Origin of the sequence: Nocardia colli (assembly GCF_008704205.1) — a bacterium.
Taxonomy (GTDB): Bacteria; Actinomycetota; Actinomycetes; order Mycobacteriales; family Mycobacteriaceae; genus Nocardia; species Nocardia colli.
The window spans coordinates 344,070-366,031 of record NZ_VXLC01000015.1 but is presented as its reverse complement, the minus strand read 5'-3'; the positions used below and the strand labels follow the sequence as shown (position 1 = coordinate 366,031).

Genomic DNA, 21,962 nt, shown 5'->3' with positions numbered 1-21,962 from the left:
CGGTGCGTCGCGTCCGACCGCGCAAATAGGTGAAGTGTCATGCGTCGGCGACGAACGGTAAGCATCCCCAAGTCGACATCGCCTTTTGCGCACTGCATGCCTGATCAGGACTCTGCAAGCCCCGCAGACGTGGGGTGACACCGCCGCCTGCAGAGCGCCGCTGGGCAAACATTAAATGACCAAATTATGTGAAGTGAGGCAACAACTTTCGCGTACTGCTACGGTGTGCCAGGAGTGACGACTACACTAACCCTCTTTCTGGAAGACGACACCTATGAGTGCAGCTTCGACAACTGGCAAAGAATCACAAGACACGGGGACACGACGCCGGTCGGTGTTGATTCGCAACCGTAACTTCGGCCTACTCTGGGGCGGCGAATCGATCAGCCTGCTAGGCAGCGAAGTCAGCACAATCGCGTTGCCTTCGCTGGCGGTACTCGCGTTCGGGGCGGGCACACTCAGCGTCGGCTCGCTGGTGGCCCTGCAATGGATCCCGTTCGTGCTGCTCGCGCCGATCATGGGCGTTTTCACCGACCGGTGGCGCAGGCTGCCGCTGATGATGATCGCGAACGTCGCCCGGGTGATCATCCTGGGCTCGCTACCGCTGGCCGCGGTGCTCGGGCACCTCACGATCACCCAGGTGTACATCGTCGCGCTGCTCAAGGGCATCTTCGATGTGGTCTTCCAACTCGCCTACCAGGCCTACATGCTGCAAATCCTGGCGCGTGAGGATCTGGCGGAGGGCAACGCCGCGACCCAGATGAGCCGCTCGATCGCCCAGGTCGCCGGTCGGTCGATCGGTGGTGGGCTGGTCGGGCTGGTCGGCGCCGCGAAGGCGATCGGCATCGACGCGGCGTCCTACCTCGTCGCGGCGATCACCCTCGGGCTGATCAAGCACAAGGAACCCGCGCCGAAGCCGGCCGATCGCGGCCTGGCCGCCACGCTGCGGGAACTGAAGGCCGGCGCGGTGATCACATTCGGCAACCGGTTGTTGCGCTCGCTGGCGCTGATGGCGACGTTCGGCAACATGGCGGTGTCGCTGACGCTGACCATGATCATCGTCTACGCCTACAAGAACCTCGGGCTGTCCGCCTCGCAACTGGGTCTCGCGCTCGGCATCGGCAGCGTCGCGGTGATCGCCGGCGCGCTGCTGTCCAGGAAGATCAACGCCAAGCTGGGCATGGGCCGGACCGTGGTCCTCACCCACTCCCTGCTCGCCGTCGCGTTCCTGCTGCTGCCGCTGGCCACGCTGGGCAACAAGACGTTCGCGTTCGTCATCATCGCGATCTCGCAGGGCCTCTCGGCGGCGACCACGCCGGTCGCGAACGTCGGCGGCATGACGATGATTCAGATGGCGACGCCGCCGGAAGCGATGGGCCGGGTGGCCGGCGTATCGCTGCCGTTCGTCTGGGGCGCCAACGCGGTCGGCCCGATCCTCGGCGGCGCCGTAGCGGTGTGGATCGGAACGCAGAACGTCTTCTTCCTGTCCGCCGCGCTGGCCTTGCTCGCGGTGGTGGTGATCTACATCGGCGGCGTGCACCTCATCCGCAACGAGGTGCCGGAGGAGTACCGCGCCAAGGTGTAATCCCGCCGCGCAGAGGAAAGATCGTCATGGAGGGCGAGCGCGTGACGCATGGCGCGTCACGCGTTTGCCGTGCGGCCGACTCGGATCACTGTGTCGCGGAGGCGGACCCGGCGGGCAGCAGGGCACGCACCGCGTCGATGGTGTCGGAGTCGGCCGGTTCCTTGTCCGGGCGATACCGCACGACCCGCGCGAAACGCAGCGCCACACCACCCGGATAGCGCGGGCTCACCTGCACGCCGTCCAGCGCGATCTCGACCACCAGGCTCGGCTTCAGGTACACGACATGGTCGTCGCGCGAGCGTTCGTGCAGCGGGAATTCGGCTGTCTGCCAACGCAACAACTCATCCGTGAGCCCCTTGAACGTCTTGCCGACCATCACCGGCTCGCCACCGTCCGGATCCCGCGCACCGAGGTGCAGATTCGACAGATACCCAGTGCGCCGGCCGTAACCCCACTCCGCGCCGAGCACGATCAGATCGAGGGTGTGCGTCGGTTTGATCTTCTGCCAGGCGCGACCCCGGCGTCCGGCCGCATACGGCGCGGACAGCAGCTTGATCACGACGCCTTCGTGCCCGGCGGTCAACGCGGCATCGAAGTACTCCGCCACCGCCTCCGCATCCGGCCGGTCCAACGCCGGAATACTGTGCTCACCAACCACTTTCGCCATCGCCCCGCGGCGCTCGGACAGCGGCGCGTCGAGCAGATCGACACCGTCGAGGTGCAGGCAGTCGAAGAAGTAGGGACGCAACAGCAGATCGCGAGTCGAGGTGGCCTCGGGCACCGCCTGACCGAGCGCGGTCGCCTCGCTGACCGTCGATTCGGCGTCCGGCGTCAGCGCGAACCGGCTCATCGTCTCCTGAAAGGGCCGCGGCCGTCCGGTGTCCGTGAGCGCCAGGGTCTCCCCGTCGAGCACCACACTGTCGCAGTCCAATCCCCTGACCAACTCCACCAGCTCCGGCACCTTGGCGGTGATGTCGCGCAGTGTACGGGTGAAGATCCATACCTGAGTTCCCTTGCGGTGCACTTGAATACGCGCACCATCGAGCTTCTGCTCCACGCTGACGTCGCCGTCGAACTCGGCGAAGGTGTCGTCCAGCGTGCCGCCGGGCGAGGCCAGCATCGGCTGAATCGGCCGCCCCACCTCCAGCCGGAACTCCGACAACGCCGCCGCGCCGCCCGTCATGGCGGCCACCGCGGTCACCGGCAACTGCCCCGACAGCATGTGTGCCCGGCGAACCAACTCGACCGGCACCTCGGCGGCCACCGCGACCGCCTCCGCGACAACCGCGGTCAGCGCTCCTTGCCGCAGCTCACCGGTCAGCAACCGCAGCAGGAATTCGCGCTCCGCATCGGTCGCCGCGGACAACAGCGTCACCAGCAGCTCCCGCCGCCGAGCCGTAGACCCGGAACCGCTCGTGCCGGCCAACTCGGTGAACGTCTCGTCCACCGCCGCGACGGTCAGGCTCGGTTCGGTGGCCGGCTCGACCTCGAGCGCCAGCAGCGTGCGCCACCCGGTACCGATCCGGCCCTGCAACAACTCGCCGGACGCCCACGCCACCACCGGCGCGCGTTCGTCCGGCTCGGCCTGCGCCAGCAGCGCGGCGAACGTGGCGATCTTGCTCTTGCGGGAGGAGGTCGCCCGCACGGCGCCGGAGGCCTCGACGACTTGCGACAGCAGCACGGGTTCGACGGTATCCTGCGCGGCCGCGAATCGCCGGGAATTCAGTGCGCGGCGGCGTCCCAGCTGCGCCCGGCGCCCACCGAGACCTCCAGCGGCACCGACAGCTCGATCGCGTTCGACATGTGTTCGCGGGCAATGGCTTCCAGCGCGTCGCGTTCGTCCGCGGCGACCTCGAAGACGAGTTCGTCGTGGATCTGCAACAGCATGCGCGAACGCAGCCCCGCGTCCTGGATCGCCTTGTGCACGTTGATCATCGCGACCTTGATGATGTCGGCGGCGGTGCCCTGGATCGGCGCGTTGAGCGCCATCCGTTCGGCGGACTCGCGGCGCTGCCGGTTGGTGGAGTCCAGGTCGGGCAGATAGCGGCGGCGACCGAACAGCGTCGAGGTGTAGCCGACCTTGCGCGCCTCGTCCACCGCGTGCCGCAGGTAGTCGCGAATGTTGCCGAAGCGCTCGAAGTAGACGTCCATCTGCGCCTTGGCCTCGGCCGGTGTGATCTTCAGTTGCTGGGCCAGGCTATTGGGCCCGAGGCCGTACGACAACCCGTAGGACATGGCCTTGACCCGGCGGCGCAGCTCCGGCGTGACCTCAGCGATCGGCAGGTCGAAGGCCTTGGAGGCGACGAAGGTGTGCAGGTCCTCGCCGGAGTTGAACGCCTCGATCAGACCCGCGTCCTTCGACAGGTGCGCCATGATGCGCATCTCGATCTGGCTGTAGTCCGCGGTCATCAGCGACTCGTAGCCCGCGCCGACCACGAATGTGTCGCGAATGCGCCGGCCGGTGTCGGTCCGGATCGGGATGTTCTGCAGATTGGGTTCGGTCGAGGACAGCCGGCCGGTAGCGGCGATGGTCTGGTTGAACGTCGTGTGGATGCGCCCGTCGTCGCCGACCGATTTCAGCAGCCCGTCGACGGTCACCTTCAACCGCGTCGCATCCCGGTGCGCGAGCAGGTGTTCCAGGAACGGATGCTGGGTCTTCTCGAACAGCGACTCGAGCGCGTCGGCATCGGTGGTGTACCCGGTCTTGGTACGCTTGGTCTTCGGCATGCCCAGCTCGTCGAACAGCACCACCTGTAACTGTTTCGGCGAGCCGAGGTTGATCTGCTTGCCGATCACCTCGTAGGCGGCATCGGCGGCATCGGCGACCCGGGCAGCGAACTCGGACTGCAACTGCGTCAGCTCGTCGACGTCGACCGCGATGCCAGCGTCCTCCAGTCCCGAAAGCACCTCCAGCAGCGGCAATTCCATCTCGGTGAGCAGCCGGGTGGATTCGATGCCCGCGAGTTCGGCGTCGAAGACCTCGGCGAGATCGCAGATGGCGCAGGCCCGCAGGATCGCGGCCTGCGCGAGCGCGGCGTCCCCCTGTTCGGCGGCCGTGTCCGCGCGTAGCTCCCGGGATAGGTAACGCAGCGACAGGTCGCCGAGGTCGAACACGCGCTGGCCGGGCTTGACCAGGTAGGCCGCGAGGGCGGTGTCGCTGGTGAGTCCGCCGAGCCGCCAGCCGCGCCGGCGCAGCGCCCGGATCGCGGGCTTGGCCTCGTGCATCGCCTTCGACGTCGCCGTATCCGCGAGCCAATCGCCCAGCGCCTGTTCGTCTTCCGGGGTCAGCCCGACGACGTCGAAGTAGCCGCCCGCGCCCGCATCGGTCGAGACGGCGATCCCGGTCAGATCGTCGGCCGCCGCCTCGATCACCGAAACGCCGTAGCGTGCACCCGCTTTCGCATGCTCGGCCAGCCAGTCCGCGACCGTGCCCGGCGCCACCGCGCCACCGCTGATCTCGAAGCCGGACTCGGCCTCCGGCTCGGCCGGCGCGAGGGTCTCGAACAGCCGATCGCGCAGCACCCGGAACTCGAGCCGGTCGAAGAGCCGGTGGATCTGCTCGCGGTCCCACGGCTGCCTGGCCAGTTGCTCAGGGGTGTAAGGCAGTTCGACGTCGCGGACCATCTCGGTGAGCCTGCGGTTGAGCACCACGCTGGACAGGTGGGCGCGCAACGCGTCCCCGACCTTGCCCGGCACCTCGTCGACCCGCTCGACCAGCGTGGCCAGATCGCCGTATTCGCGCACCCATTTGGCGGCGGTCTTCTCCCCCACGCCCGCGATGCCGGGCAGGTTGTCGCTCGGGTCGCCGCGCAGCGCCGCGAAGTCCGGGTACTGGATCGGCGTGAGTCCGTATTTCTCCTGCACCGCCGCGGGGGTGAACCTGGTCAGCTCCGAGACGCCCTTGCGCGTCAACAGCACCGTGACGTTGTCGTTGACCAGCTGGATGGCATCCCGATCACCGGTGACGATCAGAACGTGGAACCCCTGTCCACCGGCCTGCGTGGCCAGCGTGGCGAGGACGTCGTCGGCTTCGTAGCCTTCGATGGTCAGCACCGGGATCCCGAGGGCGGCCAGCATCTCCCAGATGATCTCGAACTGGCCGCGGAACTCCTCCGGCGTGCGCATCCGGTTGGCCTTGTACTCCGGGTACGCCTCGGTGCGGAAGGTCTTGCCTTTGACGTCGAAGGCCGCGGCGACATGGGTGGGCTGTTCGTCGCGCAGCAGGTTGATGAGCATGGCGGTGAATCCGTATACCGCGTTCGTCGTCTGTCCGGTGACAGTCTTGAAGTTCGCGGCGGGCAGGGCGAAGAACGCACGGAAGGCGAGGGAGTGTCCGTCCAATAGCAACAGCGTCGGCTGCGCGGCGGAGTCGGCACTCGGGGTGGAATCGGTGCTCGGACGCTGGTCGGCGATGCCTGGGGTCACCTGTCCGAGTCTAGGTAACAAGCGGTACCGGGTGAGTGTCTTTGCCGGGACGTCGCTGGCGGTTGCCAGCCTGATGATTTGCCCGTCCGGTGCCGGCTGGTTGATAGCCGAATGACATGTCGTCCAACGGTCTTCGTTACGTCCACACGAAGGGTGTTCGAAACAAACTCGAAAGAACCGATGGTGGCTCGCGCTGAGCAAATCCCGGGTATGGCGCGGCAACTCGCCGAATAGACCGCACGGTAAACGTCGGCGAATCCCGGCGGCCACCGATCGTTGCGGCAGCGTAAAGACCTTATTTCGGGCAATCATGCAGCGCCGCGGCTGGTCTCGGCCACGGCGGAGCCACCGAACGCACTAAGTGAACGGTTCCCGTTTTCCATTTCCGGTGTCGCAAAGGCGTCATCCGGGCGGCACGGGCAATGGTCAGCCAATGGCCTCTGCGCAGGCCACGATCTTGCCTGACGTCGCGGCATAGTTCGACTGCGGGAATCTCTCGCCGCTGATCCTGGTGACGGCTTTGTGCCTCCAGAAGAGATCTGTGTCGGTGGAATCGCCGACTTTACAACGTATCCGACGCGTCGTCTACAAGTATCGGCAACCTCGCCGCCACAGCCGTTTCTGTGCAGCGGAACAAGACTCGGGCGCGGCCGGTGATCCGGGTGCACAACCAGGTCCCCAGTGGCTGCCGCACGTCCGGGGACCGAGATGTCCGAGGCACCGCCCTGGTCCGCGGGACCGCCGTCTACCTCGTGAGACTCCGAATATGCTGGGAGAAAACCGCACTCGTGCGCAGGCCACATCCACTGCGATGCTGTCCGGCGCCGCTGTCATCGATTAACATCGGAGCAGCCAGCGTAAGCCTGCGACCAGCGACAATGCAGAGTCGTGTCGTCAAAGCGACGACACTGCGGCAGGGCGGACTCGTCTACTTGGAGACACATCATTCATTCGCCCGAGTAGGCACCCGCGTATATGTACATTACGATCAGCAGTGTTTAAGATAACAGAATCAACGCAGGGTGTCGTAAGTATCCCACACCCGGTGTAACGTGTGAGCACATATAGAAAATGTCGTCCGTGTCACTCGTGGGTCCGATCGACCCGGATGACCGCTCGGAAGTAGCTGAAGATTTCCGACCGATACACAGGAAGCTGAGCGACCTTTGGACTCCGACTGGGGTGTGCAGATGAGCAGCGAATCGCGAGACTACATGATCACCGTGATGACGCGCGACAAGGATCACGCGCCCGACCCCCGAATCAGCGCAGTCATCAGATCGAACGATGAGTCCGAACCACACATCGTCGAACTGACTGTGCACGCCTCCGAACAGGGCGCGACCCTGCCACATGCCGTGCGCGACATCAACTTCGAGCAGTTGGCGAAGGCGCTGTTGAGCACGGTGGCGGCGTCCGCGCTGCTCACCGACGCGCAGCCGGCCGCACCACGAAACGACAAGCCGGTTCAACCACGGCGTAGCAGTGGAAATGGCAGCACCAGCAGCAACGACGCCAACAACCGTCCATATCGCAAGATGCCGGCCGTGGATGAAGTCCAGGCAGTGTTTCTGGAGACCGGGAGTGTCGGCAAACTAGCCAAACATTTCGATGTCCCTCGGTATACCGCACAGTCTTGGGTCGACCGGCTGCGACGTTCAGGAGTGTTGGAACCCCCGGTCGCCAGCTAGTGTCCCGGTGACAAGAGTCTGTGCTTTACAATGACTCCTCTCACTACCTACCGCGACTAACCACACATAGTATTTAGTGTCGTGCGCGTGCTGTCAAGTGGAACTTGATGTCACGCGCACGCCTTTACGTGGCCTTTTTGGTCGGTTGTCGTCTCTGCTCAGCGATGGGTGTGCGTCGCTGAACACCACACAGACCACACAGACTCGTGGCCACCTCCCCGCTTCGCGAGACGGCCGGTAGGCACGGCCCACGGCCCCGCCACCGGGTCGCGCCGAGGTCCGGCGGAGGTGCTCTACCCCAACCGGATTCGTGCGCGCAGATGTGCGCTGAACGGGTGCCACGGGTCTGCCGGTCAGCGAGCGGCTTCGAGCCAGAGCGCGGCCGGCGTGCCGAGGCGAACAGACTCCACCGCGGCTATCCGGTACACATTGGCCGCGGTCGAGTGCGCCAGCATGCCGCGGACCCCGTGCAGCTGCAACGCGGTACGGCTGGCCAGGCGCGCATGCTCGGCCGCGACCGCCAGTACTGCCGCCGTATCGCGCCGTTCCCCGCGATCGAACTCCCAGGCGGCCTTGTGCAGCACCAGCCGCCAGCCGTCCGCCTCGCCCAGCAGCGCCGACAGCCGATGCGCCACCGTTTGCCGTTGCGCGAGTGGCTTTCCGGACTGGATGCGGCCGTTGACGTGGGTCCGCGCCACATCGACGATCCGGTAGGCGATGCCGAGCAGCAGCGCCGCCTGACGGATTCGCGCCGCACCCAGGGCCCGCTCCCACCGCGCCGCCGATATCGGCAAGCGCTCGGCGGCGGCGCCGTCGAACCGCACCCGCGAGGCAGGCAGCCCGAAGTGCTCGATGGATTCGACAGTGCAGGTATCGGTTTCCGGCAGCACGAGGTGCCACGAACCGTCGCCGGCGCGCACCACGCACAGCCCGATGGTGCTGCGCGGCAAGGGTTCCGACTCGCCCCACAGCTTCCCGTCCGGCGTCACCCGCACCCGCGCCGGGCCGTTCGCGCCGATCACTGCGGCATGCCGCAGCCCCTTGTGCAGGTCGGCGACGATCTCCGAAAGGTGTTCCGTCCGTATGTCATCGCTGTCGAGCAGGTCCAGCGCGAACGCGGTCGCGCGGTAACAGCCGAGCGGTTCCAGCCCGAACCCTAGGCGTTCGTTCACCACGATGTCGGCGGTGAGCCCCAGCGCCAGCCCACCGAACCGCTCCGGCGCGTTGAGGGTCGGCACGCCGATCGTCGCCAGCTGGGCCGACGGTTCGCCGGTGCGGGTCAGTACGGTGTCCACCGCGTCGCGCAGTCGCTCTTGCAGCGGATCGAGTCGCAGGTCCATAGCGGTCAGCCCCCTGTGCGGCCGTGGTCGAATACGCGTGCGCTGCTGACGATGTCGAGCATGACCTCGGACGCACCGCCGGAGATGGTCATGCCGGGCGCCTCGCGGAAGGCCGCCTCCAGCACCGGGTTGCCCGGCTCGAGCAGATCGAGGCCGAGGGTGTCGAACGCCCACCACGCGATGCGCTGGGCGGTCTCGCTACAGTGCCACTTCGCGAACGACGACTCCGCGATGTCGGCATTGCCGTCCTGAAGGTTCTGCATCACTTGGCAACTCAGCAGCCCGCTGGCCTCGATCCGCGTCCGGTGCCGGGCCAGATCGGCGCCGACGAGACCGGTCTGCGCGCCGTCTTCGGCGAGCCGCTCGGTGACCACGTCCAGCCAATGTTTGCCGCGCGCATAGTAATCCAGCCCGGTGCGTTCCGCGGCGAACATCTGGGTGATCAGCGACCACCCCGCGCCGACCGCGCCGAACAGCGCGTCCTCGTCCACATGCACATCGGTGAACCAGATGTCATGGAACTGCTCGTTGGCCAGGCTGGGCAGCGGACGAACCACCACGCCCGGCGCGTCCAGCGGCACCAGGAACAGGCTGATCGCCTCATACGGACTGCCTTGCAGGTCCGTGCGCACCGCGCAGAGCGCGAAGTCGGCGTAGGCGCTTTTGAGGTTGTAGGTCTTGCGCCCGTTGATGATCCAGCCGGTGTCGTCGCGCACCGCGGTGGTGGCGATGCCGGCCAGGTCGGAGCCGTGGTCGGGTTCGGTGAACAGGATGCACGCGGTCAGGTCCGTGCTCGCCATCGCGGGCAACAGTGTCTTGCGCTGCTGCTCGCTGCCCGCGGCGAGGATCAGCGATCCGACGTTCAGCACCGAGATGCAGTACAGGTTCTGCGGAATCCGGTGGGCGACCAGCTTTTCCAGCAACGCCACGGTCGCGGTGAAATCCGCTGCGCGGCCGCCGTACTCGACCGGCCACGCGGGCGCGAGAATGCCCGCACGACCGAGATGCCGATACAGCTCGCGAGGATCGCCGTCCATCCCGTCCCGCCGTTCGAAGATCTCCGCCAGCAATCGCGCGGTCTGCGGCGCGTGCAGGACCTCGTCGACCTCGGCGGCGAACTCGACGGTCTCCGGTGGCACATCGAAATCCATCTCAGGAGCTCCTCGTCGGTAGCTGGGGGCGCGGTTGCCGGCTCGCCGCGTGCACGGCCCGGATCACCTCGGCGTGGTTCTCGTTGAGGAAGAAATGCCCGCCCGCCAGCACGGAAAGCCGGAATTCCCCGGCGGTTTGATCCGCCCAGGGCCGCATCGTGGCCGGCGGCACCTCGGGGTCGCTGTCCCCGCACCAGGCGGAGATCGGGCAAGCCAGCGGCGATCCCGGCCGGCACCGGTAGCGCTCGATCATGCCGAAATCCGCCCGCATCATGGGCATCAGCACATCCAGCAGGTCCTGGTGTTCGAAGATCGCGGGCTCCGCGGCGCCGTATTCGCGCAGCATCTGGATGAATTCGGGCCGCGGCAGGTCGCTGACCGGACTCAGCGGGCGCACGATGGTCGGCGCGGGACGGCCGGTGACGAACAGATGCCGCACCGGACGCACGCGACCGCTGAGCCGCCTGCTCACCTCGAACGCGAGGATGGCGCCCATGCTGTGCCCGAACAACAGCACCTCGGTGGGCTCGGCCGCGATCACCTCGGCGATCTCGTCGGCGAGCAGGCCCAGGTCGGTGGCCGGCGGCTCGCTCATCCGCACGCCGCGACCGGGCAGCAGCACCGGCACCAGCTCGACCGACCCGGTGAACCCGGGCACCCAGTCGGCGTAGTAGGCCGAGGAGCCGCCCGCGAACGGGAAGCAGTACAGGCTGTGACTCGCACTGGCGGAACGGAATCGGTTGTCGAACCACAGCCGGGCGGCGCTGCGGCCGTTCACTGTGCGGTCACTTTCCGCGGGGTCAGGCGCACCGGCATGCTCTTGTAGCCGGGCACGAAGTGCGAGGCGACATGCTGTACCTCACCGGCGATTTCGACCGTTTCGACCAGGTCGAGCAGCTCGTCGATGAAGATCTCCAGGCCCACCTTGGCCAGGCCCGCGCCGATGCAATAGTGCGGTCCGACACCGAACGCGACGTGCCGGTTCGGCCGGCGGCCGGGATCAAAGGTGTAGGGATCACGGAAGACTCGCTCATCCCGGTTCGCCGAGCCGAGCCAGGCGCTGACCGGTTCGCCGGCCTTGATCGTCTGCCCGTGCATCTCCACATCCTTTGTGGCATAACGCATCAGCGCGGTGACCGGCGACGACCAGCGCAGCAGCTCCTGCAGGCAGGTCGCGCGCAGCTTCGGATTCTCCCGCACCGCTTGGAACTTCGCCGGATGCTCGGCCATCAGCGTGAACAGGGTGCCGAGCGCGTGCGGTGTCGTGACATTCGCGCCGATCAGCAGCACGAAGCAGTTCAGCACCGCCTGCCGCTCCGAGAGCGGGCCCTCGGTCAGGTTCATCGCCCGCAGCGTGCCGATGACGTCGGGATCGTCGTCGTCGCGGCTGCGGCGGGCGAACTCGTCGCGGAAGAACTCGAACAGCTCGTGCCGCGCCTGGCGCACCGTGGACTGCGCGGTGCCGGTCGAATAGGCCGGATCGTCGTAGGCGATCGTCATCATGACCAGCTCGGCCAGCCGCTCCCACGAATCGGGGTGCAGTCCCATGAGCGTGCCGGTGACGGCCATCGGGAACATCATGGCCGGCTTGGCCATGTCGTGGACGTCCGCGTCCAGCCCGGCGAGGATCGTCTCCCGGGCCAGGTCGCGGAGCAGCTTCTCCTGTCCGGCAACGACACTCGGGCTGAACGCCTTGTTCAGCGGCACCCGCAGCTCGCCGTGCCGCGGCGGATCGGTGTCCGCCAGCATGTCGTCGGTGGCGACGTCCGGGGTGTTGAGGTCGAGCACACAGAGGATGGTGCCGCGCCGGGAGGAGAACTCGGCATGGCTGCGCAACACCCGGCTGACGTCCTCGTGCCGGGTCACCACCCAGAACGGTTCCCGGCCGCGGCCGGGCTCGGCGCGGTAGACCGGTTGGTGGTCACGCAGGTGCGCCCACACCGCGTGCATGTCGGTAGCGGCGTGGAAGGCGGAATCGAGCAGATCCGGATCCTGGAACTGCACCGGGCAGAACGGCGGCGTGGAGATGATCATCGGCCGGGCCTCTCAGATTCGACGCGAACTCGCCGCTCCCACAGGTATTCGTAGAACGGCAGATGATGCTCGTAGTAGCGGCGCAGCACGGGATCGGTGTCGATGGTCCGGTCGTAGTGCGTCTGCTTGCGTTGCACCGTCGAGCTGGCGCTGACGCCGCTGTGCCAGCGCGCGGACTGCCGCCACTCCGGTCGCTCCCCCGGCTGCCAGTTCAGCATGTCGGCGTGGAAGGGCAGGCCGACCGCGGCGCAGTAGGCGCGCGCGGTCTGCTCCGGCCGGTCGACGAAGTCCTCGGAGTCCAGGACCACCGGATCGTCACCGGCGGCGACGGCCGCCTCGTAGATTCGATGCAGATACTCGACGCCGACTTCGTGCAGCTCCATCTGCGGTCGCAACGCCGCGTAGGACGGAATGATCTCCGCCGGATCGCGCAGCAGGAAGGTATGCCGCACGCTCTTCAGGAAATCCTGCCGGTCGAAGATGAGGTCGTATCGGCAGTCGGTGGTGTCCTTGAAGAACACCTTCCGCTGCCCGGACAGGTCGAGCATGGCGTCGATCAGATCGGCGGTGGACCGCACCACGACATCGCCGACCTCGGTGTTGCCGTCATTGGCGATGTTGCAGAACGGTTCGTGCAGCAGATGCAGGTCGTCGCGTTCCAGCAGCATCCGGAAGAACACGGTCGAGCGGGAGCGGGGTGCGCTCCACAGCGCGAGGATCGGGCCGCTCATCGCGCCTCCACCGCCTCGATCTCGGCGAGCAACCACTCGACGATGAAGCCCGCGACGTCGACGCCGGTCGCGTCGATGGCGCCGTGGAATTCCGGCGTGTGGTTCACCTCGTTCGCGTACAGCCGCTCGTCCCGGTCGATCAGCAGATCGACGCCGAGGAAGCCGCCACCGACCGCGTGCGCGGCCGCTACCGCCAGCTCGGTCAGTTCCGGGGTGATCGGGCAGGGTGTCGCGATGCCGCCGATGGCGGTGTTGGTCCGCCAATCGTCGACCGCGTTCTTGTAGATGGCGCAGACCACTCGATCACCGGCCACGTAGGACTTGATGTCGCGGCCGGGTTTGTCGATATGCTCTTGCAGGAAGAACACGTGCTGCTGCGGATTCGGCAGGGCCGCACGGTGTTCCAGGATCGCCCGGCCGTGCTCGTCGTCGTGGATCCGCGCGGTGAGGTGCCCCCACGATCCGGTGACCGGCTTGGCGACCACGGGATAACCGAGCTTCGGCATTGCGGCCAAGGCGGATTCGGTGCCCCAGGCGACGGCCGCTTGCGGAATCGGCAGTCCCACAGCATGAAACGCGAGCGCGGTGCGGAGCTTGTCCCCGCAGACTTCCAGGGTGGCCGGGCGGTTGAACGTGGGCACGCCGAGCATGGTGAGCGTCGAGGCGACCGATGCCGCACGGCCGTGGCCCACCTCGCGCATCAGCGCCGCCCGATACGGCGGCCTGCCGTCGGCCAGCAGCACGGTCAGCTTGCGCGGATCGACGTGTTCGTAGCGCAGACCGCGCCGCCGCATCGATTCGAGGATGAGTTTCTCCTCCCGGCGAATACGCGACGCGACAACGGCTATCGGCAGGTCGGTGGTGTCCACGGGTGCCCCTCTCGATTCCGGACCGACACCACGTCCGCCGCGAGCTCGAGCTGATCGAGCGCTCGCGCCAGCCGGCGGACGAGTTCGGTGCTGTGCCTGCGCAGTTCGTCGAAGCGGTGGCGATCCCAGACCCGGGAGTGCGCGCCGGTCATCCGCACGCCGGTCCAGCCGTGCGCGACCGCGTCGACGCCGGCCGCGGCCTCGGCCAGTTCGTGGATCCGCCACCGGATCGCTTGGCGGCGCAGGAATTCCGCGTGCAGGCCGGACTGGGCCTGGATGTTCCAGCTGATCACGTACAGCTCGCTCAGCGCCTCGGCAGCGGCTTCGGAGCCCGGCGTGAGTGCGCACAGCTCGTCCAGGTAGCGACGCAAGCCCGGGAGTCCGGACTGGATCTCGCCGGTGGCATCCTGCCGATACCGGGTTACGTTGGCCCGGAGCACATTTGCGAGCCAGTCGAGATCGGGTTCCGGAACCGGGCCCTGCATCACGGCGCGCAGCCACCGCCGGTCGCTGGGACTGGCGCTGAAGAACACGTCGGAGTCGTCGGGCGGGTTGAGCGAGCCCCAGCTCGCCAGGAAGTCGGCGATCGGGATCGGCCCCTGGAACGCGGGTGGCTGTGCGTCGGAGACGAATACCTCGGTGTCGGTGATGTCGTAGACGACCAGCAGGTGTGCGGCGTGCACGTCGTGAAAGGCCGGGCGGAACGGCAGCCAGTAGTTGTCCACCGCGGCGATGGGCAGTACACCGGCGGCGAGGGCCGCGCGCAATTCGTCGAGAGTGTCGTCTTCGCTACGGTGCCACGACGATTCGAACGGGTGGAACAGCGCGAGCCGTTTGGCCAGGGAATCGGGCTCGGCGAGAAAGTAGTACTCCTCGAATGTCCAGGCGCCGGGACGGCGGCGGAACTCCCAGGGCGCACCGAGCACGGTGACCGGATCATGACCGTCGTGCAACAGCACGGTCGCGAACGTGGCGTGCAGACAGCTGCCCAGGTCACGCGTCCAGAGCTCGATTTCCTCTGCCGGGCCGGTCATTTCGCCGTGCCGTTCATGGACTGCCCATCGCTACCGGTGAGCAGCGTGAGCGCGAAGATATGCATGGCGACCAGCCGCGGGAACCGTATCGCGTGCGCGTTGCCGCGCCGGGGCAGGCCGACCCGGGTCAGCCACACGGTGGTGGGCAGCCCGTGCTGAACGTGGTGCGGGTAGTGCATGCGCGTGGTGCGGAACGCGGACAGCTCGCCGAATGCCGGTGTGCCGTCGAGGAAATCGGAGATGCCCACGGGCAGCGGGTCGGCGTGGCCGTCGTCGTAGTACGCCCAGAGCGTGTCCTCGCTGCGCCGTTCGGACGCGGCGAGCAGGTAGATCCAGTCGTACTGTCCCGGTGGCAGATCGATCAGCTGGCCCTCGCAACGCACGTTGTCGCCGTGGGCGTGCGCGTTCGCCCAGACGAACGGGATGCCGGCCACGTCGATCTGCGTACCCGGCTGCGGAAGTTCCTCGGCGGGAAAGGAATTCCCCCAGGCATTGAGCCGCCCCTGGTCGAGGTCGGCGGTGCCGGTGGTGGCCCGGTTGTTGAGCAGATCGTCGAGGTCGATCAGGCAGAATTCCGGTCGCGCGGGACCGGCGGGTAGTCGGCGCACGAGGCGGTCGACCGTGGTGTCGGTCGTGGACAGCTGGCTCATGGAACCTCCGGTCAGTGCATCGAGCTGTGCGTGCGTCCCGGCACTTCCGCGGGGTCGAGCACGATGTTGAAATCGACGATCAAGGTGTCGCGCCAGCCCGACAGACTCGGATCCATGGCCCGGATCTCGCTGACCCCGTGCTCCATCGTCGTGTCGGACAGCATCAGTACTTCCAGCGGTTCGGTCATGGTCACCGCGTACTCCGAGTCCGGCAGTCCGCGCCGGAACACCTGGTTCTCGCCGCCGACGCATTGGTGCCTGCCGATCAGATGGATCGACACGTACGCGTGGCCATCGGAGTGCCTGCCCTCCGGCGCGGGGTCCGCGCCCTGGTGCGGTTCGGCGATCACCCGGATGAAGTGGATGCCGAGCTCCCAGTCGTGCGTCCCGGCCACCCGGTTGACGAAAACCACCGACTCGCGCAGGATCTCGGCGAACTCGAGGCTGGCGAACGCCGCCTCGGACAGCGGCTCGAACACCCGCAGCTGCCCGCCGAACACGGGATTGACCGCCTTGCTCTGGAAGAACTGCGAGCCGTGCAACGGCTCCAGGGTGCCGTCGCGATGCGCGAGCACCCGGCCGTATCGGCGATTGCGGCGACACCGGGCGGAGTCGAGATAGGCGTCCGGGACCAGGTCGTCCCAGGCGGATGCGAACTGTTTCCAGCCGGGTCCCTCGGTGCGCACGCGCAGGCGGCCGTGCGCCCAGCCGTGCCGGGTGAAATCGTCCGTGCGCGGACTGCCGAGCGCCGTTCCGTCGGCAACGACCGCATGCTCGAATGCCCGGTCGGAGTCGTCCATCAGTGGTTCCCCTCGGCGATTCAACGTGGATTCAACGTGCACTAAGGCCGGTCGACCCCACAGTCTTTCTAAGCAAGATACTACAAACTATCGATGCCTTGTCGAGTTACGCCCTGCCTGCTGCGGCAGTTTGGCTCCCTAACAGGGACTTTGACGAATTGAAGTGTTTCTCTATTTGAATGTAGACACTGCGGTATTTGCAGAGTCTGTACAGCGGCCATGGCCGGGCCCGGGGCGGGCGTATCGCACCGTCCCAGGCCCGGTCGGATCGCGGCGGCGAGGTTGCCGCCGCCGCGATCAGCCTCAGCCGACCGGTTCGGTCACCGGGGCCTGTACCGGTACCTCCAGCACCTCGGCCGGCACCGAGATACCGTTGGCGTCCGCCGCGGGCGTGGGTTCGCCCTCGACGACCGTCTCCTCGTCCTCCGGCGCTCCCCCGACCTCGGTGGCCAGCAGCTCGGCCAGCGCACGGACGGTCGGGTTGCTCCAGAGGATCGTCGGCGGCAGGTCCACCCCGAAGCACCGGTGCAGCCGCACCCGCAGGGCGACCGTGAGCACCGAGTCGACGCCGAGCTCGAGCAACGGCCGGTCGATCGCGATGTCGTCCGGCGCGAGATTGAGCTCGGCGGCGACCTGCTCGTGTGTCTCCGCCAGCACCAGCCCTGCCAGTTCGTCGGCGGGCACGGTGGTCCAGTCCACCGCGCCGCCGCCGGTGCTTTCCGCGCCCGTCTCGGTGGCCGAGAGGTGGGCGAAGATCGGCAGGGTGTGATCGGGCATCACCCGCATGACCGCGACATACGGCAGGCCGAACCGGTCCGCGTAGCTCCAGCTGCGCAGCGCCTCGGTCACCGTGATGCCGCCGAGCCCGCGCGACTCGGCCTCCAGAATCGTTGTCTTGCCGGTGGTTTCGCCCATGCCACGGCCGATCCACTGGGCCCACGCGATGCTGTTCGCGCCGAACTCGCCCTGCGCGCGCCGCAGCGCGGCCAACCCGTCCAGGAACGAGTTGGCGGCCGCGTAACTGACCTGGCCGGTGAGCCGGGCCAGTTGCCCGCAGGAGGAGAACATGGTGAAGAAGTCCAGCGTGCCCGCGGGGAACAGGCGATGCAGGACCATCGCGCCGTCGACCTTCGGGCCCATGGTGGTGTCCAGGTTCGTCGGACGGGTCTTCTCCACCAGCGCGTCGGACACCACACCGGCGCAGTGCACGATGCCGCGCACCGGCGGCATGTCCAAGGTGCCGGGATCTAGGGCAGCGGCCGTCGCCCCGGCATCCGAGATGTCAAGGCGCAGAACCCTTACCGTGGCTCCGGCCGCCTCGAGGGCGACGACCTCCGCGACCTGCGCGGCGACCGCCGGGTCCGACACCGAGTCCCATTCCGACCGCGGCGGCAGCCCGCGGCGGCCGATCAGCACCAGCCGGCGAGCGCCCCGTTCGACCAGATGCCGTGCGGCCTCCAGGCCGAGTGCCCCGAGACCACCGGTGATCAGGTAGGTCCCGTTCGGCCGGCAGTCCATCGCCTCGTGCTCGGCCGGCCGTTCGATCTTGCGCAGCCTGGCCGCGAACACGCCCTCGGGGGTTACCGACAGCACGTCCTCGGTGGGCGGCAGTGCGCCGATCAATGCGGCCACCGACTCGGGTGCGGTGTCCTCGGCGATGTCGATGACGCCACCCCACACATCCGGACGCTCGCCCGCGACGATCCGGCCTGCGCCCCACAGCGGCGCGTGCGACAGCGCGGCCTCGGCACCGCCGTCGCGCACACCCTCGGTGAGGACCCAGACGGTCGGCCAGCGCTGTGCGTCCGAGATCGCGGCCACCCGCTGCACCGCATCTACGAGCGTCTCCGCGCATCGGCGAGCCGCCAGTTCGGGCGTCTCCCCCGGCAGAAGCGCTTGCGGCGCAACGATAACGACGTCGCCCGCGGCGAGCAGGCCCTCATCGATCGCGGCCGGATCTGCCACCGCCCGAGCTGTCACGCCGCGCACGGCGAGCGCCTCGGTCAGCGCCGGCCAACCGGTCGATCTTCCGATCAGCAGTGCCTGCTGCGGAATTCGGGCGTCGGCGCGTACTTCCACCGGCTCCCAGGCCATTTCGTGCACGAGTTGACGCGGGCCGACGGCGCCGGAGCCGATGTCCTGCACCTTGACGTAGCGCAATCCCTTTGCCTCACATACCACCTCGCCGCTCTCGTCGGCGACCACCATGTTGATGGTGTCCGGCGTACGCGGATCGCGGGTGGTGTGCACGTAGATGCGGCCCGGCGGGTCGCCGCGGAAGGCGAGCGACTCGAGGTGCGACGAGGTGCGCAGCACGGACGAGTCCTCGGCCATCACCAGCACGCCGCTCGCGGTGAGCGCCGCGTCGATCACCGCGGTCCAGCTGGACGGATGCAGCTTCGGCGTGTGGTCGACGGTCACGGTGGCGAGTTGTTCCTCGTCGCCGCGGACCAATTCCTCGACCACCCACGGGAAGGTGTAGCCGTCCACGCCCATCGCCCGGAAGATCCCGTCCACCTTGGACCAGGTCCAGGAGACCGGGCAGCGGGCCCGGATCGCGTCCGGGTCTTCCAGCCGGGTCTCGCCGACCACCGGTGCGCGGACCACCGTCGCGGTGGTGTGGGTCAGCCATTCGTCGTCGTGACCGATGCTGTCCTCGTCGCGTTTGATCCGGCTGGCCAGGCGGACCTTGTCCTGTTCCAGAACCACCTGCACGACCCGCGGCGGATGCGCGGCCAGCGGTGTGCGGAACACGATGTCGCGCAACCCGCAAGCCGGTTCGCCCTCGGCGGTGGCAGCGCCGATGAACGAGTTCAGCACGACCGACGCGGGCACCGTCTCCACGCCGACCACCTTGTGCGACTGCACGTATGGCCGGTTGGACATGTCCAGCTCGGTCTGCCAGACCCGCTGCACCGGTGCGCTCGCGACGGTGGTGTGCCCGCCGACCAGCGTGTGCGTGTCCGGATCGTGGCCGCGGCCCGCACCGCGCTCCGGCGGGGTGTCCGGGAAGATCCAGAACGGCCGGTGCTGCCAGCGCACGCCGGGAACGTCCACCAGATCGCCGGTGTACGACCAATTCACCGGGCAGCCGACGCTGTGCAGCCGGGCCAGGTTGGCCAGCACGGTGCGTTGCTCCGGCTGGTCCTTGCGCAGCGTGATCGCCACCTGAACCTCGGAAACACCGGCGTCCAAAGCGGTTTCGGTGATCGAGTGCGCCACCACCGGATGCGAGGAGACCTCGACGAACACCCGCGCGCCGTCGTCCAGCGCGGCGCGGACCGCCTGGTGGAAGCGCACCGGATCGGACAGGTTGGTGACCCAGTACTTGCCCTCGCGGAGCGCGTCGGAACGCGGGTCGGCCAGCGCGGTGCTGTACAGCGACACCCGCGCGGCGTCGGCGTGCAGTTCGTCGGCGGCCGCGCCGACCTGGTCCAGCACCTCGCGCACGTGTGGACTGTGGAAGGCGACATCGGTATTCACTCGGCGGGCCTGGATGCCCTCGGCCGCCAATTCGGCGACCAGCGCGTCGACCGCGTCGATGTCGCCGGAGACCACCGTGGACAGCGGGCTGGCGGCGATCGCGGCGACCACGCCGTCGCGACCGGTGACCCGCTGTTCGACGTCGCCGAAAGCCATGGGCACCATTGCCATTGCCCCGCGTCCGGCGATCTGCTCCAGAGCGCGGGCCCGGCGGCAGGCGAATCGTGCCGCCTCCGTGCGATCCAGACTCCCGGCCACCGTGGCGGCCGCGATCTCACCGACCGAGTGCCCGATCACCGCGCCCGGACGCAGGCCGAGCTCCGACCACAACTCGGCCAGGGCGACCTGCATCGCGAAGGTCATTGCCTGCGTGCGGGTTACCGTCCACGGACCGCCCGCTTCGATGGCCTCGCGCGGGGTCCAGCCCAGTTCTTCCTTGAAGATGGGCGCGAGTTCGTCGATGACGCGGGCGAACGCCGACTCGGTGTCGAGCAGCTCCTGCCCCATCCCGGACCATTGCGAGCCGTGCCCGGAGAATATCCATACCGGTCCGGCGGCCCCGCTGTCGCCGAAAGTGTTTGCCGCCCAAGTGGACATGGTCGGCGTGCCCTCGGCATCGGCCAGCGAATCCAGGCCGGCGATGAGTTCCTCGGCGCCGGCGGCCACCACCGCGGCGCGACGAGCCAGATGCGAGCGGCGGTCGGACAGCGTGTGCGCCAACGAATCCAGATCCACGTCGGGGTTCGCGCGCACCCATTCGGCCATCACCCCGGCCAGCCCGCGCACGCCCGCCTCGGACACCGCCGACACCGGGAACACCCACGGTCGTGCGGCGCGATCACGACGACCATTACCCGTCGCGTCCGCCTCTGCCGGTGGCTGTTGCAGCACGACGTGCGAAATCGACCCGCCCACACCGTAACTGGAGACACCTGCTCGCCGGCCGTGCCGACCTGCTGGCCACGCCGTCGGCTCACCGACCAGGCGCATCCCGTTGGCCTCCAGATTCAGCTCCGGATCGACCTCCTCGTGCGGACTGGCCGGCAACTCACCGTGCCGCATAGACAGCAGCACCTTGATCACCCCGGCGATACCCGAAGCCGCCTCGACGTGACCGACATTCGGCTTGAGCGTGCCGATCAGCAGCGGATCGTCGCTGTCCCGGCCCGCACCGAAGACACTGCCCATGGCACCGGCCTCAGCGGAGTCGCCGAGCCGGGTGCCGGTGCCGTGCGCCTCGACGTACTGCACTGTGCGCGGCTCGATTCCGGCCCGCTGGTAGATCTCCTGGAACATCCGCCGCTGGCCGTCGCCGCTCGGCGCCATCATCCCGTCGGAGCGACCGTCCTGGAACGCGCCGCTGGCCAGCACCAGCCCGTGCACCCGATCACCGTCGCGGACCGCATCACCGAGCCGCTTGAGCACGACGACGCCGCCGCCCTCGCCGCGTCCGTAACCGTCGGCCGCCTTGTCGAAGGCCTTGCTGCGCCCGTCCGGTGCGGTTGCCGAGGCGGCGTCGAGCGCGACCACCAGGGCCGGTGAGGCCATGATGTTGATGCCGCCGACGATCGCCACGCCGGTCTCCCCGCTGCGCAGGCTCTGGCAGGCCACGTGCAGGGCGGTCAGCGAACCCGCGCACGCGGCGTCCACCGCCATGCTCGGGCCGTGGGTGTCGAGGAAGTAGGAGATCCGATTGGCGATGCCGTAGAAGGTGGTGCCGTTCACCGCCCAGGCGCCCGTGCGGCTCAGGTCCTCCAGCAGCCTGCGGCCGTAGTCATTGGAGTTCGCCGCCACGTACACCCCGGCGTTGGTGCCGGACAACGACATCGGCGGCAGGCCTGCGTCACACAGTGCCTCCCAGGCCAATTCGAGCATGATCCGCTGCTGCGGGTCGATGTACTCGGCCTCGCGCGGCGTGATCTGGAAGAACTCGGCGTCGAAGCCCTCGATGTCGCGCATGAACGAGCCCTTGCGGGTGGTCTTGCGCAGGATGGCCCGGGTCTGCGGGTCGATCTCGTAGGGATCCCAACGCCGGGAGGGCATTTCGCCCACCGCGCTGCGGCCGGCGCGCAGGTGTTCCCACAGCTGGCCGGGAGTGTCTAGATCGGGGGCGAACCGGCAGCTCATGCCGATCACCGCGAGCGGCTCCTCGGTCGGATGCGGGGTCAC

Annotated in this window: 14 protein-coding genes; 2 read left to right on the top strand and 12 right to left on the bottom strand. The window is 67.9% G+C overall.

Features of this window, described 5'->3' with window-relative positions:
• Positions 1–334 precede the first annotated feature (334 nt).
• A complete protein-coding gene (locus F3087_RS28665) occupies positions 335–1,585 on the top strand; it encodes an MFS transporter (protein ID WP_223885415.1) in 1,251 nt (416 codons plus the stop codon).
• 85 nt (positions 1,586–1,670) lie between these two features.
• On the opposite strand, the gene F3087_RS28660 is transcribed toward F3087_RS28665, so the two are convergent.
• A complete protein-coding gene (locus F3087_RS28660) occupies positions 1,671–3,266 on the bottom strand; it encodes an ATP-dependent DNA ligase (RefSeq protein ID WP_150405164.1) in 1,596 nt (531 codons plus the stop codon).
• 41 nt (positions 3,267–3,307) lie between these two features.
• Positions 3,308–6,010, bottom strand: coding sequence for a DNA polymerase I (gene polA / locus F3087_RS28655; protein WP_150405163.1), 2,703 nt, complete (start codon positions 6,008–6,010; stop codon positions 3,308–3,310).
• 1,190 nt (positions 6,011–7,200) lie between these two features.
• On the opposite strand from polA, the gene F3087_RS28650 reads away from it, so the two are divergent.
• On the top strand, positions 7,201–7,701 hold the full coding sequence (locus tag F3087_RS28650) for a hypothetical protein (protein ID WP_150405162.1): 501 nt from the start codon (positions 7,201–7,203) through the stop codon (positions 7,699–7,701).
• A 353-nt stretch (positions 7,702–8,054) separates the two neighbouring features.
• Here the strand turns inward: F3087_RS28650 and F3087_RS28645 are convergent, their stop codons facing one another.
• The 10 genes from F3087_RS28645 to F3087_RS28600 all read right to left on the bottom strand — a co-directional run bounded on the left by F3087_RS28645 (position 8,055) and on the right by F3087_RS28600 (position 21,962).
• Positions 8,055–9,041, bottom strand: coding sequence for an acyl-CoA dehydrogenase family protein (locus tag F3087_RS28645; protein ID WP_150405161.1), 987 nt, complete (start codon positions 9,039–9,041; stop codon positions 8,055–8,057).
• 5 nt (positions 9,042–9,046) lie between these two features.
• Positions 9,047–10,192 (bottom strand): acyl-CoA dehydrogenase family protein, encoded by a 1,146-nt coding sequence (locus tag F3087_RS28640; RefSeq protein WP_150405160.1) that lies wholly within the window; start codon positions 10,190–10,192, stop codon positions 9,047–9,049.
• 1 nt (position 10,193) lies between these two features.
• Positions 10,194–10,970 carry a thioesterase II family protein gene (locus tag F3087_RS28635; protein WP_150405159.1) on the bottom strand — a complete coding sequence of 259 codons (777 nt, stop codon included), beginning with the start codon at positions 10,968–10,970 and terminating at the stop codon, positions 10,194–10,196.
• Positions 10,967–12,226, bottom strand: a complete 1,260-nt coding sequence (locus F3087_RS28630; protein WP_150405158.1) for a cytochrome P450 — start codon at positions 12,224–12,226, stop codon at positions 10,967–10,969. Before F3087_RS28630 ends, F3087_RS28635 begins: the two co-directional genes overlap by 4 nt.
• The gene (locus F3087_RS28625; RefSeq protein WP_150405157.1) at positions 12,223–12,957 is read right to left on the bottom strand and encodes a sulfotransferase-like domain-containing protein; all 735 of its coding nucleotides are present in this window, start codon (positions 12,955–12,957) and stop codon (positions 12,223–12,225) included. The genes F3087_RS28630 and F3087_RS28625 overlap by 4 nt, the downstream gene beginning before the upstream one ends.
• On the bottom strand, positions 12,954–13,826 hold the full coding sequence (lysX, locus tag F3087_RS46100; RefSeq protein WP_191094180.1) for a lysine biosynthesis protein LysX: 873 nt from the start codon (positions 13,824–13,826) through the stop codon (positions 12,954–12,956). Before lysX ends, F3087_RS28625 begins: the two co-directional genes overlap by 4 nt.
• On the bottom strand, positions 13,802–14,860 hold the full coding sequence (locus F3087_RS28615; RefSeq protein WP_150405155.1) for a BtrH N-terminal domain-containing protein: 1,059 nt from the start codon (positions 14,858–14,860) through the stop codon (positions 13,802–13,804). Before F3087_RS28615 ends, lysX begins: the two co-directional genes overlap by 25 nt.
• A complete protein-coding gene (locus F3087_RS28610; protein ID WP_150405154.1) occupies positions 14,857–15,510 on the bottom strand; it encodes a hypothetical protein in 654 nt (217 codons plus the stop codon). The genes F3087_RS28615 and F3087_RS28610 overlap by 4 nt, the downstream gene beginning before the upstream one ends.
• An 11-nt stretch (positions 15,511–15,521) precedes the next feature.
• Entirely contained in the window at positions 15,522–16,310 is a 789-nt protein-coding gene (locus tag F3087_RS28605) for a 2OG-Fe dioxygenase family protein (protein WP_150405153.1), read from the bottom strand.
• Positions 16,311–16,613: 303 nt separating this feature from the next.
• Complete coding sequence (locus F3087_RS28600) at positions 16,614–21,962, bottom strand: type I polyketide synthase (RefSeq protein ID WP_223885414.1); 5,349 nt, start codon at positions 21,960–21,962, stop codon at positions 16,614–16,616.

Excerpts from the sequence above, each read along its gene's own strand:
- F3087_RS28650 (WP_150405162.1), top strand. The coding sequence starts at position 7,201 with ATGAGCAGCGAATCGCGAGACTACATGATCACCGTGATGACGCGCGAC.
- F3087_RS28645 (WP_150405161.1), bottom strand. The coding sequence starts at position 9,041 with ATGGACCTGCGACTCGATCCGCTGCAAGAGCGACTGCGCGACGCGGTG.
- F3087_RS28640 (WP_150405160.1), bottom strand. The coding sequence starts at position 10,192 with ATGGATTTCGATGTGCCACCGGAGACCGTCGAGTTCGCCGCCGAGGTC.
- F3087_RS28630 (WP_150405158.1), bottom strand. The coding sequence starts at position 12,226 with ATGATCATCTCCACGCCGCCGTTCTGCCCGGTGCAGTTCCAGGATCCG.
- F3087_RS28625 (WP_150405157.1), bottom strand. The coding sequence starts at position 12,957 with ATGAGCGGCCCGATCCTCGCGCTGTGGAGCGCACCCCGCTCCCGCTCG.
- F3087_RS28615 (WP_150405155.1), bottom strand. The coding sequence starts at position 14,860 with ATGACCGGCCCGGCAGAGGAAATCGAGCTCTGGACGCGTGACCTGGGC.
- F3087_RS28610 (WP_150405154.1), bottom strand. The coding sequence starts at position 15,510 with ATGAGCCAGCTGTCCACGACCGACACCACGGTCGACCGCCTCGTGCGC.
- F3087_RS28605 (WP_150405153.1), bottom strand. The coding sequence starts at position 16,310 with ATGGACGACTCCGACCGGGCATTCGAGCATGCGGTCGTTGCCGACGGA.